This is a genomic window from Streptomyces sp. SID10853 (assembly GCF_010548145.1).
In the GTDB taxonomy this organism is placed as follows: Bacteria; Actinomycetota; Actinomycetes; order Streptomycetales; family Streptomycetaceae; genus Streptomyces.
The window spans coordinates 1-14,275 of sequence record NZ_JAAGLN010000183.1 but is presented as its reverse complement, the minus strand read 5'-3'; the positions used below and the strand labels follow the sequence as shown (position 1 = coordinate 14,275).

General features: G+C 71.4%; 13 protein-coding genes. 7 read left to right on the top strand and 6 right to left on the bottom strand.

Going from position 1 to position 14,275, the window contains the following annotated elements; all coding sequences use genetic code 11:
- Nucleotides 1–135 precede the first annotated feature (135 nt).
- Nucleotides 136–1,344 (bottom strand): glycerophosphodiester phosphodiesterase, encoded by a 1,209-nt coding sequence (locus G3I19_RS26915; protein ID WP_164266303.1) that lies wholly within the window; start codon nt 1,342–1,344, stop codon nt 136–138.
- 225 nt (nt 1,345–1,569) lie between these two features.
- On the opposite strand from G3I19_RS26915, the gene G3I19_RS26910 reads away from it, so the two are divergent.
- On the top strand, nt 1,570–2,241 hold the full coding sequence (locus G3I19_RS26910; protein ID WP_164266302.1) for a lysophospholipid acyltransferase family protein: 672 nt from the start codon (nt 1,570–1,572) through the stop codon (nt 2,239–2,241).
- A 111-nt stretch (nt 2,242–2,352) separates the two neighbouring features.
- Here the strand turns inward: G3I19_RS26910 and G3I19_RS26905 are convergent, their stop codons facing one another.
- Together G3I19_RS26905 and G3I19_RS26900 are read right to left on the bottom strand one after the other, a co-directional pair.
- On the bottom strand, nt 2,353–3,882 hold the full coding sequence (locus G3I19_RS26905) for an MFS transporter (protein ID WP_164266301.1): 1,530 nt from the start codon (nt 3,880–3,882) through the stop codon (nt 2,353–2,355).
- The gene (locus G3I19_RS26900; protein WP_164266300.1) at nt 3,879–4,430 is read right to left on the bottom strand and encodes a TetR/AcrR family transcriptional regulator; all 552 of its coding nucleotides are present in this window, start codon (nt 4,428–4,430) and stop codon (nt 3,879–3,881) included. The genes G3I19_RS26905 and G3I19_RS26900 overlap by 4 nt, the downstream gene beginning before the upstream one ends.
- A gap of 137 nt (nt 4,431–4,567) precedes the next feature.
- Here G3I19_RS26900 and G3I19_RS26895 point away from each other — a divergent pair, with 137 nt between their 5' ends.
- Nucleotides 4,568–5,512 (top strand): ribose-phosphate pyrophosphokinase, encoded by a 945-nt coding sequence (locus G3I19_RS26895; protein WP_164266299.1) that lies wholly within the window; start codon nt 4,568–4,570, stop codon nt 5,510–5,512.
- A gap of 15 nt (nt 5,513–5,527) precedes the next feature.
- On the opposite strand, the gene G3I19_RS26890 is transcribed toward G3I19_RS26895, so the two are convergent.
- The 3 genes from G3I19_RS26890 to G3I19_RS26880 all read right to left on the bottom strand — a co-directional run bounded on the left by G3I19_RS26890 (nt 5,528) and on the right by G3I19_RS26880 (nt 9,496).
- Nucleotides 5,528–6,499: an aldo/keto reductase gene (locus tag G3I19_RS26890; RefSeq protein WP_164266298.1), complete on the bottom strand. Its 972-nt coding sequence runs from the start codon at nt 6,497–6,499 to the stop codon at nt 5,528–5,530.
- A gap of 166 nt (nt 6,500–6,665) precedes the next feature.
- On the bottom strand, nt 6,666–8,093 hold the full coding sequence (argH, locus tag G3I19_RS26885; RefSeq protein WP_164266297.1) for an argininosuccinate lyase: 1,428 nt from the start codon (nt 8,091–8,093) through the stop codon (nt 6,666–6,668).
- 209 nt (nt 8,094–8,302) lie between these two features.
- Entirely contained in the window at nt 8,303–9,496 is a 1,194-nt protein-coding gene (locus G3I19_RS26880) for an argininosuccinate synthase (protein ID WP_164266296.1), read from the bottom strand.
- Nucleotides 9,497–9,659: 163 nt separating this feature from the next.
- On the opposite strand from G3I19_RS26880, the gene G3I19_RS26875 reads away from it, so the two are divergent.
- The 5 genes from G3I19_RS26875 to G3I19_RS26855 form a co-directional block, all read left to right on the top strand.
- A complete protein-coding gene (locus G3I19_RS26875) occupies nt 9,660–10,268 on the top strand; it encodes a pyridoxamine 5'-phosphate oxidase family protein (RefSeq protein WP_164266295.1) in 609 nt (202 codons plus the stop codon).
- A gap of 89 nt (nt 10,269–10,357) precedes the next feature.
- A complete protein-coding gene (locus G3I19_RS26870; RefSeq protein ID WP_164266294.1) occupies nt 10,358–11,080 on the top strand; it encodes a GntR family transcriptional regulator in 723 nt (240 codons plus the stop codon).
- Nucleotides 11,077–12,075, top strand: a complete 999-nt coding sequence (locus G3I19_RS26865) for an ADP-ribosylglycohydrolase family protein (protein ID WP_164266293.1) — start codon at nt 11,077–11,079, stop codon at nt 12,073–12,075. Before G3I19_RS26870 ends, G3I19_RS26865 begins: the two co-directional genes overlap by 4 nt.
- A 53-nt stretch (nt 12,076–12,128) precedes the next feature.
- A complete protein-coding gene (locus tag G3I19_RS26860) occupies nt 12,129–13,592 on the top strand; it encodes a cytosine permease (RefSeq protein WP_164266292.1) in 1,464 nt (487 codons plus the stop codon).
- Nucleotides 13,589–14,275 (top strand): PfkB family carbohydrate kinase (locus G3I19_RS26855; RefSeq protein ID WP_164266291.1); only part of this gene is annotated, 687 nt, incomplete at its 3' end. The genes G3I19_RS26860 and G3I19_RS26855, both read left to right, overlap by 4 nt.

Below are 14,275 nucleotides of genomic sequence, written 5' to 3'. Positions count from 1 at the left end.
CGCCTCGGCCGCGAGCAGCGGGCTCAGTTCGGTGACGAGATCCATGCCGGGCGGGACGCGGGCGCCGCCGGGCGCGGTTGCCCCGGCGGCGCCGGCTCACCCGTACGGGAAGGAAGGGACCGGCGGGCGGCAGTCTCAGCCGGTCGGGCGGTCGGTGGTCGGGCGGTCGGCGCTCGGGCGGCCGGCTGACGCGTGGCCGGCGGCACGGTGGTCGGCTGCCGCGAGCAGCGCGGTGTCCGCGTTGTCGGAGAAGACCCCGTCGATACCGGTCGCGAAGTACGCCCGGAACGCGCCGAATGCGTCGCCGTAGGCGTTCGGATCCGTACCGCGCCGGAAGTCCGCGGGCAGAAAGGTGTTCTCGTTGCGCATCGTGTACGGGTGGAGGAGCAGGCCCTGCGCGTGGGCGTCCCGCACCAGGGTGGTCGGCTCGGTGAGCCGGCCGTCCGGGTCCTTCGGGATGACCGAGTCGAGGGTGGGTCCGATGCCCTGGGCGTAGGAGGCGATCCACCGGAGCCCCGCCGGGGTCTGCAGGTCGGCGACCGTACGCGGGTCTCCCGACCGGACGAAGTCCCAGGGCCTGCTCGCCGGGTCGGAGAGCAGCACGATGCCGGGGGTGCCGGCGAGCCGGGCGAGGCGCTGGATGGAGCCGGGCTCGAAGGACTGGACGAACTGCGGAGAATCGCGCCGGTCCCGGCCGTACGTGCGCAACAGCGCGACCAGCCGCTCCTCCAGGCCGAGGCCGAGCCCGCGGAAGTAGGTGGGGTGCTTGGTCTCGGTGTAGAGCCAGACCGGCCTGCCGCGTCTGCGGCCCTCCTGCTCGGCCCAGCGCAGCACCTCTTCGAAGGTGGGGACAGGCCAGCGGCCGTCGTAGAGCGTGTTGTGCTGGCGGTTGGCCGGAATGCGCTCCTTGGCGCGGAGCGTCCTGAGCTCGGCGAGGGTGAAGTCCTCGGTGAACCAGCCGGTGACGGCGGTCCCGTCGACCGACTTCGTGGTCCTGCGGCCGGCGAACCGCGCGTGCGCGGAGACGTCCGTCGTCGCGGTGATGTCGTTCTCGTGGCGGCAGACGAGGTGTCCGTCCCTGGTGGGCACCACGTCCTGCTCGATGATGTCCGCGCCCAGGTCGAGGGCGTGCTGGTACGAACCGATGGTGTGCTCGGGGCGGTAGCCGGCCGTGCCGCGGTGGCCGATGACCGTGGGCACCGGCAGGTCCCGGTACGAGCCGTGCCGGCCGGTGCCCTGCGCCGCGGCGCGGGCCGTACCGGGGATCGCGAGCCCGGCCGTGCCGAGCACCGCCGCGCCGAGCAGTGTGCGCCGTCCGGGTCCTGTCTGTCCGCCTTGCGACATGGGCACTCCTCGCTGTGATGTCCCGCACCTGTCAACGCTGAAGGGCCCGATGGTAGGGAGTTGCGCCTAACGTGGGGTGGAACCGCGCACAACACGGCTCGAACTCGCGGCAGAACCGCGCATCAATGGGGTGAACCCGATGTGCGCCGTGCCGCGGCGCGCGAGTACCGTACCGACCTGCACATACTTCACCGTGGCCGCCCGGCCCCGACTCCGGAGGAACCGTTGTCCCGACTCGCGCTCATCAAGGCAGTGCTCGGACCGATCATGCGTCTGATGTTCCGCCCGCGGGTGGAGGGCGCCGAGAACATCCCCGGGACGGGTCCGGTCATCCTCGCCGGTAACCACCTGACGTTCATCGACTCGATGATCATGCCGATCTGCATCCAGCGGCAGGTCTTTTTCATCGGCAAGGACGAGTACGTCACGGGCAAGGGCCTGAAGGGCCGTCTGATGGCGTGGTTCTTCACCGGAGTCGGGATGATCCCGGTGGACCGCGACGGCGGACGCGGCGGTGTCGCGGCCCTGATGACCGGCCGCCAGGTGCTGGAGGACGGCAAGGCGTTCTCCATCTACCCGGAGGGCACCCGCTCCCCCGACGGCCGGCTGTACCGCGGCCGTACCGGCATCGCCCGGCTCACGCTGATGACGGGCGCGCCCGTGGTGCCGTTCGCGATGATCGGCACCGACAAGATCCAGCCGAACGGCTCCGGCCTGCCGCGGCCCGGAAGGGTCACCGTCCGTTTCGGTGAGCCGATGGAGTTCTCGCGCTACGACGGTATGGACCGCGACCGCTATGTGCTGCGCGCGGTCACGGACTCGGTGATGGCCGAGGTCATGCGCCTCTCCGGCCAGGAGTACGTGGACATCTACGCGACGAAGGCGAAGGCCGCCTGACCCGGCGCTTTCCGTACGTACGGCTGAGGGCCGCCCGGACTGTCCGGGTGGCCCTCCGTCATGTGTACGGGGAGGCCCGCACCCGGACCGCACCGGGCGGCGCCCGCCGCGTCAGACGTCGAGCTTCTGCCCCCTGAGCAGGAACCACGACGTGACCGCTGTGGCGAACAGGACGACGGAGCCGACAGCGGCCGCCGCCTGGAACCCGTGCGTGAAGGCGTCCTTGGCCGAGGCGAGCAGCTCGGCGCCCTGGTCGTGCGGCAGGGTCTTCGCCGCCTCGACGGCGCCGCCGAGCGACTCATGGGCAGCTGCGGCCGCGTGGGCCGGGACCCCGTGCGGGATGGCGAAACCCCGGTAGATCCCGGTGACCACCGAACCGAGCAGGGCGATCCCCAGCGCCGTACCCAGTTCGTACGCGGTCTCGGACACGGCCGACGCCGCGCCCGCCTGGTCCTTGGGGACGCTGGAGAGAAGGACGTCGGAGGTCACCGTGAACGCCAGGCCCGCCCCGAGACCGCCGAAGAACAGGGCGAGGCCCAGACCCGCCACACCGGTCGACGCGCTGACCCACACACAGCCCGCGAGGGCCACCGCGACCGCCGCGAGACCGCCGGCCACCGCACTGCGCACCGAGGCCCGGCGCGCCACGTACCCGGCCGCGAGCCCGGTGGCGACCGCCCCCACCGCCGCCGGGAGTTCGATCAGCCCGGCGGCCAGCGGGGAGCGGCCCTGCACCAGCTGGAGGAACTGCGAGAGGAAGAAGACCAGTCCGGAGAGGCCGAGGATGGTCAGCAGATCGGCCAGCACCGCCCCGGAGAAACCGCGGTGGTGGAAGAGCCGCATGTCGAGCAGGGGCGATTCCAGCGTCCGCTGGCGACGGACGAACACGAGCAGGGCCAGCACCCCGACAACAGCGGCCGCCAGGTTGTCCCAGTGGAAGCCGTTGGCCGCCGCCTCCTTCACCGCGTACACCACCCCCATCACACCGACCAGTGAGAGACCGACACTGATCAGGTCCCACGGGCCGGGGTGGGGGTCGCGGGACTCGGGCAGCACCTTGACGCCGACCAGGACGAGCACCAGCATCACCGGCAGGTTGATGAGGAAGACCGAGCCCCACCAGAAGTTCTCCAGGAGGAAACCGCCGACCACCGGGCCGACCGCGGTGCCCGCCGAAGCCGCCGCACCCCAGATCCCGACCGCGAGGCTGCGCTCCTTCGGGTCGTGGAAGATGTTGCGGATCAGCGCGAGGGTGGACGGCATCAGCGTGGCACCCGCGACACCGAGCAGCGCCCTGGCGGCGATCATCATCTCCGGGCTGGCCGCATAGGCGTTCAGTACGGAGACCCCGCCGAAGGCGACAGCGCCGGTGAGCAGCAGCTTCTTGCGGCCGATCCGGTCGCCGAGGCTGCCCATCGAGACCAGCAGCCCCGCGATGACGAACGAGTAGATGTCGCCGATCCAGAGCAGCTGGGTGCCCGACGGCTTGAGGTCCTCGCTCAGGAAGGGGGTCGCCAGGCCGAGCACCGTCGCGTCGACGGCGACCAGCAGCACGGCGAGGACGAGCACGGCGAGGGCGAGCCAGCGGCCGGGGCCGTCAGTGGCCCCCGAGTCGTTCGTCCGCCGGGTGGTACCGGTCATTGCTCCACGCTCCGTTGTGCGCCGCCGAGCAGCAACTCGGCGATCATGTAAGAGAAGTCCTTGGCGGCGACCCGGCCGTCCTGTATCGCCCAGGCGCAGGTACCGATGAGCCCGTAGAGCGCCTCGGTCAGCCAGGCGGGGGTGAGGTCGATCCGCAGCTCCCCGGCCTCCTGGCCGCGCCGGAAGAGGGCGGAGACCCGGGCGTCGAGCCGGGCCCAGCCCTCGTTCACCCCTTCGCCCTCGAAGAGTTCGTTCTCGGTGACCAGGAAGGCGAGCAGCCCGGCAGCGGGCTCGACTTCGGCGATGAAGCGCCGCAGCGCCTCGACGGCCGGCCCCTCGTCGGTCCTGGCCGCGTCGAGCGCCGCTTCGAACTCCGCGATGCCGAACTCCTCCAGCGCTCTGACCAGTGCGTCACGGCCCGCGAAGTGCCGGTGGAGGGTGGCCCTGCCGATCCCGGCGGCCCTGGCGACCTCGTCCATGGTGGCGGTCGCCTTACGGGTGAGCAGGGCGGCGGCGGTGCGCAGTACCTGGTCCCGGTCGACAGCCATGAGACAACCATAACCACAATGAGACAGTCATGTCTCATCGATATCGCCCAGTAGCATGAGCGCGATACGCCGGTTCGACGCGGCTTCGACCCGAACGACCGGACTCCGACGCCACCTCGACCAGCAAGGAGCGGTTCGTGCGAGACATCGCTGTGTTCAGCGGTAGCGCCCACCCCGAATTGGCCGAGGAGGTCACCGCGCATCTGGGTGTGCCCCTGAGCCCGGTGCGCGTCAACCGGTTCGCCAACGACTGCCTGGAGGTACAGCTCCAGGCCAACTGCCGTGAACGTGACGTCTTCCTGATCCAGCCGCTGGTGACCCCGGTGCAGGAGAATCTCGTCGAGCTGCTGCTGATGTGCGACGCGGCCCGCGGCGCCTCGGCCGGCCGGATCACGGTGGTGATGCCGCACTACGCGTACGCCCGCTCGGACAAGAAGGACGCGCCGCGGATCTCCATCGGGGGCCGGCTGGTCGCCGACCTGCTGGTGAACTCGGGGGCGAGCCGGGTCCTGGCGCTGACCCTGCACTCACCCCAGGTGCACGGCTTCTTCTCCGTCCCTGTCGACCATCTGCACGCGCTGCGCGAGCTGGCCGAGCACTTCCGCGGCTATGACGTCTCGCGGACCACGGTCGTCTCGCCCGACCTCGGCAACGCCAAGGAGGCCGCGGCCTTCGCTCGGATGCTGGGCGTCCAGGTGGCGGCAGGTGCCAAACAGCGTTTCGCCGACGACCGGGTGGCCATCAGCTCCGTCATCGGAGAAGTCGCCGGCCGCGACATCATCGTGCTGGACGACGAGATCGCCAAGGGCAGCACCGTACTGGAACTCCTCGACCGGCTCCGCGAGTTGGGGGCCCGGTCGATCCGGGTGGCCTGTACGCACGGACTGTTCGCGTCGGGGGCGCTCAAGCGGCTCTCGGACCAGCCCGACGTGCTGGAGATCGTCTGTACGAACACCGTGCCGATACCGCCGGCCGAGCAGACCGGCAAGCTCACGGTCCTCTCCATCGCCCCGGCGCTGGCCGAGGCGATGCGGCGGATCCACAACGGCGAATCGGTGAGCGCGCTCTTCGATCCCTCCTGAGCCCGCGGGGGCGGCTCAGTGCCAGGGCAGTTCCGCCCGCCGCTGCCAGTACGCGGCGGGCTCCTCGCGGAGGCCGGCCAGCCGCTCCAGCTGGTCGTCGCCGAGGTCGGCCACCGCCGCGTGCAGATTGGCCGACAGCTGTACGGCCGTCGCCGCCCCGGAGAGCACCACCGTCGCCCACGGGCGGCGCAGGATCGCGGCCAGGGCGACCGCGTCGGGGGTCGTGCCGGTCTCGTCCGCGATGTCGCGCAGCGGTGCGGGCGCGGCGCCGCCGGCGAGCCTGCCGTTGGCCACCCCCTCCTTGACGATCACGGAGAGCCCCGCCTCGTGGGCCTCGGCCAGCGCCTCGCCCACGGAGGGGTCCAGCAGGTTGTAGGTGCTCTGCACCGTACGGAAGAGCGGTTCGCCGTCGACCGTGACGCCGAGCGCGGCCCGCACGGTGTCCGCCTGGGCGGGGCCGCTCGTGGAGAAGCCGACCGTCACCCCTTCCGCCGCAAGCGCCGCCAGCCTGGCGTGCAGGCCGGTGTCGGTCAGGGCCGGGCTGTCGGCGGTCAGGGAGTGGATCTGGTAGAGGTCGAGCCGCTCCCCCAGCAGGCTGCCCGTCTCGGTGCGCTGCCGGTCGAAGGTGTCGACGCTGTGGTCCTTGACCTCGTGGACCTCGGCGTCCGTACGCCAGTCGGCGGTGTAGGTGTAGCCCCACTTGCTGCCGATCACGACGTCCTGGACGTCGGGCCTCGCGCTCAGCCAGTCGGCGAGGAACTCCTCGGCGCGGCCGTAGGAGCGTGCGACGTCGAAGTACCGCACGCCCTGTGCGTAGGCGGCGTCCAGGAGTTCATGCGTACGGGCGAGCAGGGTCTCCGGGCTGCGGTCGGCCGGCAGGTCCTTGTCGCGGCCGAGATTGATGTAGCCCGGCCTGCCTACGGCTGCCAGGCCGAGTCCGATATGGGCCGTGGGGGTGGTCGCTGCCGTGAGGCGGGCGAAGGGCATCGGGGGCTCCCTGCGCGGATCGGGGATGCGGTCCCTGACACCCTTACCCACGATCGCGCGCGACAGCGCCCGGCACCCGGATGGAGGTGCCGGGCGCCGGCTGCCCGGTGGCGGCGCGCCGTCTGCCCGGGGCCCCCCGAGGGCGGCCCGGTGGCGGCGCGGGCGGCTACTTCTTCGCCGCGGCCCAGGCGTGCTGGATGACCAGACTGGCCTTGACCTCGACGAGCTGGGTGGCGACCGCCGACGGCGCGGTGCCGCCGCGGCCGCTGCGGGATGCCAGGGCGCCGGGGACGTCGAGCACCGTACGGACCTCGGGGGTCAGATGCGCGGAGATCTTCGCGAACTGCTCGTCGGTGAGCTGGTCCAGCTCGATGCCGTGCCTCTCGCACTCCTTGACGCACTCACCGGCGACCTCGTGTGCGACCCGGAACGGCACGCCCTGCCGGACCAGCCACTCGGCGATGTCCGTGGCGAGCGAGAAGCCCGCGGGTGCCAGCTCCTCAAGACGCTCCCGGTGGACGGTCAGCGTCGCCATCATGCCGGTGAGGGCGGGGAGCAGGACCTCCAGCTGGTCGCAGGAGTCGAAGACCGGCTCCTTGTCCTCCTGGAGGTCGCGGTTGTACGCGAGGGGCAGCGCCTTGAGGGTGGCCAGCAGCCCCGTCAGATTGCCGATGAGCCGGCCCGACTTGCCCCGCGCCAGCTCGGCGATGTCCGGGTTCTTCTTCTGCGGCATGATCGATGAGCCGGTCGAGAAGGCGTCGTGGAGGGTGACGAAGGAGAACTCCTTCGTGTTCCAGATGATGATCTCCTCGGCGATCCGCGAGAGGTTGACGCCGATCATCGCCGTGATGAAGGCGAACTCGGCGGCGAAGTCCCGCGAGGCGGTGCCGTCGATCGAGTTGCCCGCCGAGCCCCGCTCGAAGCCGAGGTCGGCCGCGACCGCTTCGGGGTCGAGCCCCAGCGACGACCCGGCCAGCGCCCCCGAGCCGTACGGCGAGACCGCGGTCCGCTCGTCCCACTGGCGCAGCCGCTCGGCGTCCCGGGCCAGCGACTGCGCGTGGGCCAGCACATGGTGGGCGAAGAGAACGGGCTGGGCGTGCTGGAGGTGGGTGCGGCCGGGCATCGCCACGTCCGGGTGCGCCTCGGCGAGACCGACCAGCGCGTCCTGGAAGTCGGCGATCAGACCGCCGATGGTCCGGGCGTGGTCGCGGAGGTACATCCGGAAGAGGGTGGCGATCTGGTCGTTGCGGGACCGCCCTGCCCGCAGCTTGCCGCCGAGGTCGGGGCCGACCCGCTCCAGGAGTCCGCGCTCCAGTGCGGTGTGGACGTCCTCGTCGGCGACGGTGCCGGTGAACGAGCCGTCGGCGACGTCCGCCGCCAGCCGGTCGAGACCGTCCTGCATCCGGGCCAGTTCGTCCGCGGTGAGCAGCCCGGCGGTGTGCAGTGCGCGGGCGTGTGCGCGGGAGCCGGCGATGTCGTAGGGCGCGAGCCGCCAGTCGAAGTGGACCGACGCGGACAGCTGGGCCAGCGCCTCGGCGGGGCCGTCGGCGAAACGGCCGCCCCAGAGCCGGACGTCACCGGTGTTGCTGCTCACTGAGTTGCTCCTCAAGGGGATCGGGATGCTCGGCCCGCCTCCCCGCCGCGGAGGGTCGGGGAGACAGCCGTCGTACGGGGCGGGTCCAGGGTCGTCCGGCGCGGGTACGGCGAACGGGTCAGGCGTAGGTCAGGTCCACGGGCCGGCCCCTGGGCCTCGTCGCGCCAGGCCAGGTCGCGCTAGGCCAGGTCGCGCTAGGCCAGGTCGCGCTAGGCCAGGTCGCGCTTGGCCGCGATCTTGGCGGAGAGGCCGAAGATCTCGATGAAGCCCTGGGCCTTGGACTGGTCGAAGGTATCGCCCGAGTCGTAGGTCGCCAGGTTGAAGTCGTACAGCGACTCGCCGGACCTACGGCCGGTGACGGTGGCGCGGCCGCCGTGCAGCGTCATCCGGATGTCACCGGTGACGTGCTCACTGGCCTCGTTGACGAAGCCGTCCAGGGCGCGCTTGAGCGGGGAGAACCACAGGCCGTCGTAGACCAGCTCGCCCCAGCGCTGCTCGACCTGCCGCTTGTAGCGGGCCAGTTCGCGCTCGACCGTGACGTTCTCCAGCTCCTGGTGGGCGGTGATCAGCGCGATGGCGCCCGGCGCCTCGTAGATCTCCCGGGACTTGATGCCGACGAGCCGGTCCTCGACCATGTCGATCCGGCCGATGCCCTGGGCGCCGGCCCGTTCGTTGAGCTGCTGGATCGCCTGCAGGACGGTGACCGGCGCGCCGTCGATGGCGACCGGGACGCCCGCTTCGAAGGAGATGACGACCTCGTCGGCCTCGCGCGGCTCCGCCGGGTTCGCCGTGTACTCGTACACGTCCTCGATCGGCGCGTTCCAGATGTCCTCCAGGAAGCCCGTCTCGACGGCGCGTCCGAAGACGTTCTGGTCGATGGAGTACGGGGACTTCCTGGAGGTCGCGATCGGGAGGTTCTTCGCCTCGCAGAAGGCGATGGCCTTGTCGCGGGTCATCGCGTAGTCGCGGACCGGCGCGATGCACCTGAGGTCGGGGCCGAGTGCGGTGATGCCGGCTTCGAAGCGGACCTGGTCGTTGCCCTTGCCGGTGCAGCCGTGGGCGACCGTGGTGGCGCCGTGCTTCCTGGCGGCGGCCACGAGGTGCTTGACGATGGCCGGCCGCGACAGCGCGGAGACCAGCGGATAGCGGTCCATGTAGAGCGCGTTGGCCTTGATCGCCGGGAGGCAGTACTCGTCGGCGAACTCGTCCTTGGCGTCGGCCACCTCGGCCTCGACCGCACCGCAGGCGAGCGCGCGCTTGCGGATGACGTCCAGGTCCTCGCCGCCCTGGCCGACGTCCACGGCGACGGCGACGACCTCGGCGCCCGTCTCCTCGGCGATCCAGCCGATGGCGACAGAGGTGTCAAGGCCCCCCGAGTAGGCGAGTACGACGCGCTCGGTCACGGGCTTCTCCTTACGGTGCGAATCACTGTTAGGCATAACTATGCAGTGCTCCGTATGTTTTGTCAAAGCCACGGATGAACACCGCTCCCGGACCGGGACCGGCCGGCCCGCCCCGGAGCGCAAACCCCTGCACCCCCGGCCCCGCCCGGCGGATAATCCCCGCATGGGACAGACGTACGCGTGCATAGACGGACGACTGAGGACCTTCATCGAGGAACAGCGCATCTTCTTCACCGCGACCGCCCCGCTCGACGGCGACGGGACCGTCAACCTCTCCCCCAAGGGGATCAGCGGCTCGTTCGCGGTCATCGACGGGCGGACCGTGGCCTACCTCGATTTCGCCGGGAGCAACGCGGAGACCATCGCCCACCTCAGGGAGAACGGCCGCATCACCCTGATGTGGTGCGCCTTCCAGGGGCCGCCGAACATCGTGCGGGTGCACGGCCACGGCGAGGCGGTCTTCCGCGACGACCCGCGGTTCGCCGGGCTGCTCCAGCACTTCGGGCCCGACCACTCCCGGCACGGACTGCGCGCGATCATCGTGGTGACCGCCGAGCTGATCAGGGACACCTGCGGATTCGCGGTGCCCCACATGGCGTACGAGAACGACCGGACGCTGCACGCCCGGCGCTTCGAGCGCGAGGACGACAGCAGCCTCAGCGCGTACTTCGAGAAGAAGGAACACGTCGCGACCAGCATCGACGGCCTTCCTGGACTGCCGCTCCCGCTCCCGCCCCTGGCCGGCGCGGACCACGGGAACAGGCCGGAGTGACCGCGTAACACGGAGGCCGGCGAGGCGTCCGCAAAAGTTTTCGCTGGGAAGCATGGACTGGAGGGGCTTGCTCCGCTTACGTTCTAGACATGCCTGGACAGGTTCATAAGCATCACCGCATCTCACGCATCCTCGCCGAGGAGATCCGCGCGGGTGTCCACGCCGACGGCAGCAAACTGCCCGGCGAGCACACCCTGCGGGAGCGCTTCGGGGTCAGCCGCACCACCGTGCGGCAGGCGCTCACCGAGCTCGGCGAGCAGGGACTGATCGCCACACACGCCGGGATCGGCTCGTTCGTCACCTTCGACGGGACACCGCTGGACAACCGGCTCGGCTGGACCCAGGCGCTCGCCGACCAGGGCACCGAGCTGACCACCGAGGTGCTCAGGTTCGAGACCGTCACCGACCGGCCGCTCGCCGCCGCGCTCGGCCTGGCGACCGACGCGTTCATCGCGCTCGACCGGGTCAGGCGGCTGCCCGACGGGCACGGCATCTCGCTGGAACGCAGCCGGGTGCCCGCTGTCGGCGCGCTCGCGGGACTCCCCGACCGCGGCCTGGAGGACGGCTCGCTGCACAAGGCGCTCGTCGCCGCGGGCCGCATCGCCGACTCCGCCGAGGCCCGGATCTCCGTCTCCGGCATCGGCGACGCGGACGCCGCCACGCTGCGCCGCTCGCCCGGTGAGGCGTTCCTCCACCAGTCCCAGGTGTTCCGGGCGGCCGACGGCTCCGTCGTGGAGCAGGTCACCAGCCTGCTCGACCCGTCCAGGTTCCAGCTGCACGTCCGCACCACCGGCCGAGGAGGCCACGCATGACCGACCCGCACCAGCTCGACCGCGCCCTCGGCGCCTTCTACGGCCTCGCGCTCGGGGACGCCCTGGGGATGCCCACCCAGGTGATGTCACGCGAGGACGTCGTACGGGTCTACGGCAGCATCACCGGTTTCGAACCCGCGCGGCACGACAACCCGGTCAGCGCCGGGATGCCCGCGGGCTCGGTCACCGACGACACCGACCAGGCGGTCATCGTGGGCCGGCTGCTCGTGGCGGGCGGCGGGCACATCGACCCGCTCCGCTTCGCCGCCGAGCTGCTCGCCTGGGAGAAGGAGATGAAGGCCAAGGGCTCCTTCGACCTGCTGGGCCCCTCCACCAAGGCGGCGCTCGACGCCGTGGCGGGCGGCGCTGACATCAAGGAGGCGGGCCGGTACGGCACCACCAACGGCGCCGCCATGCGCGTCACCCCCGTCGGTATCGCGAACGCCCTGCGTCCGCTCCCCCGGTTCCTGGACCGGGTCGTGGAGTCCTGCCAGGTCACGCACGACACGAATGTGGGCATCGCGGGGGCCGCCGCGGTCGCGGCCGCGGTGAGTGCCGGAGTCGCCGGCGGTACGCTGGACGACGCCTTCGACGCGGCGGTCGGCGCGGCCCGTGCGGGCGCCGCACGGGGCAACTGGATCGCCGGGGCGGACATCTCCGCCCGGATCGGCTGGGCCCGTGAGCTGGTGCGCGGACTGGACGAGGCCGAGGCCGTCGACCGTATCGTCGCTCTCATCGGCACCAGTGTGGCCAGCCAGGAGTCCGTCCCCGCGGCCTTCGCCGTTCTCGCGCTGACCGGTGGCGACCCCTGGCGCAGCACCCTGCTCGCCGCCAACCTCGGCGGCGACAGCGACACCATCGGGGCCATCGCGGGCGCCGTCGCCGGATCCGTGCACGGTCTGGCGGGGCTGCCCGCCGACGCCGTACGCACACTCCGGGCCGTCAACGGCCTCGCACTGGAACCACTCACCGCCGAACTGCTCGCGCTCCGCTGAGCCGCGCCCTCTCTTCCCCCAGTCCGCAACGCACCGTGCAAGGAGGTTCCGTCATGGCCGCTTCAACGAAGAACGATCGCGTCGGCACCGTGGAGACCCGGGGGATCGAACCGGTCCCCGACAGTGAACGCCATGGCCACGCGAGCCAGATGTTCTGGACCTGGTTCGCCGCCAATATCTCGCTCCTCGGGCTGCCGCTCGGTGCGACGCTGGTCGCCTTCCGCGGCCTGAACATCTGGCAGGCGGCGCTGGTCGCCGTCATCGGTTCGTTCGGCTCGTTCGCGCTGGTCGGCGCGTTGAGCATCGCGGGCCAGAAGGGCGGAGCCCCGGCGCTCACCCTGTCCAGGGCGGTCTTCGGGCAGCGCGGCAACGCGGGCCCGACCCTGATCACCTGGCTGAGCCGGGTGGGCTGGGAGACCATCACGACGACCACCGCCGCGTACGCCCTGCTCGCCCTGCTCGGGGTGGCGTTCGGCGTGCACAGGAACACCGTCCTGACCGTGGTCTGTCTGCTGGTGTTCATCGCCTGCACCCTGCTGATCAGCGGACTCGGCCACGCCACCATCATGTGGATCAACAAGTGGGCCACGGTCCTCTTCGGTGTGCTGAACCTCGTCGTCATGGGCTTCCTGGTGGCGACCGTCGACTGGTCCAAGGTGCTGCACACCCCGTCGGGACCCGCCAGCGGGGTCATCGCGGGCATCGGCTTCATCGCCGCGGGCACCGGCATCGGCTGGGCCAACGCGGGCGCGGACTACGCCCGTTATCTGCCGCGCTCGGTGCCGGGCTCCCGGCTGATCAGCGCCTCCGCCTTCGGCGCCGGTATCCCGCTGGTGCTGCTGATCTCGCTGGGTTCGCTGCTCACCGCGGGCGACCCGACTCTGGCCACGGCGTCGGACCCGGTCGCCGCCATCAACGCGATGCTGCCGTCCTGGATGGCGATCCCGTATCTGATCGCGGCGTTCGGCGGGCTCCTGATGTCCAACCACCTGTCGACGTACTCGGCGGGGCTCACCATGATCACGCTGGGGCTGAAGGTGCCGCGGGCCGCGGCCGTGCTGGTCGACGTCGTCCTGATGTTCCTGGGCGGCATCTACTTCATGCTGATCGCCGGTGACTTCTACGGCCCCTTCTCCACCTTCCTGACCCTGCTGGCCGTGCCGATCTCGGCGTGGATCGGGGTGATCGCGGTGGACACGCTGCGCGGCCGTACGTACGACGAAGCGGCCCTGATGGACACCTCCCGCACCAGCCGCTACTGGTACACCGGCGGCTTCCGGCTGCCGACCGTACTCGCCTGGGTCGCCGCGATCGTGGCCGGGCTCCTCTTCACCGAGGCGTCCACCGGCAAGGACGACGTCTGGTTCTCCGGTCCGCTGGCCGGGAGCTGGTTCGGCACCAACGGCCTCGGCTGGGCCGTGTCCATGGTGGTGGGCGCGGCCGTGTACCTGCTGTCCGGCCGCCGCTCCGCGGTGACCGCCGCCCCCGAGCCCGCCCTTGAGGAGGCCGTCCGATGAACCCCCGTCTGGTACTCGCCGGAAACGTCATCGTGGACCTGGTGATCGAGATCCCCGCCCTGCCCGAACGGGGCGGCGACGTCATCGGCTCGCACGCGTCCAGGACGGCGGGCGGCGGCTTCAACGCCCTGGTCGCGGCCCGCAGGCTGGGCACGGAAGCGGTGTACGCGGGGCTGCACGGCACGGGTCCGCACGGCGATCTCGTACGGGAGGCGCTGGCCGCGGAAGGCGTACGGACCGTGCTGCCGGTCCGCGAGGACGGCGACACCGGCTTCTGTGTGGCGCTGGTGGACGCCGGGGGCGAGCGGACGTTCGTGACCAGCTTCGGGGTGGACGCCCGGCTGACCGCGGCCGAGCTGGCCGTCGTGGCCGGGCGGCTCAGGGACGGCGACATGGTCCAGCTGTCCGGGTACGGGCTTGTCATGCCGGTGAACGGCCCGCTGCTCGCCCGCTTCACCGCCGGGCTGCCGGCCGGGGTCACGGTCTGCTTCGACCCGGGCCCGCTGGTCGCCGACATCCCCGGGGAGATCCTCGGCCCGGTCCTGGCGCGGGCCGACTGGGTCAGCTGCAACGCCCGTGAGGGGCGGCTGCTGACCGGACACGAGGACCCCCGCCGGGCCGCCGCCGCGCTGCACGAGCGGCTCGCGCCGGGAGCCGGGGTGCTGGTGCGCGCCGACAAGGAC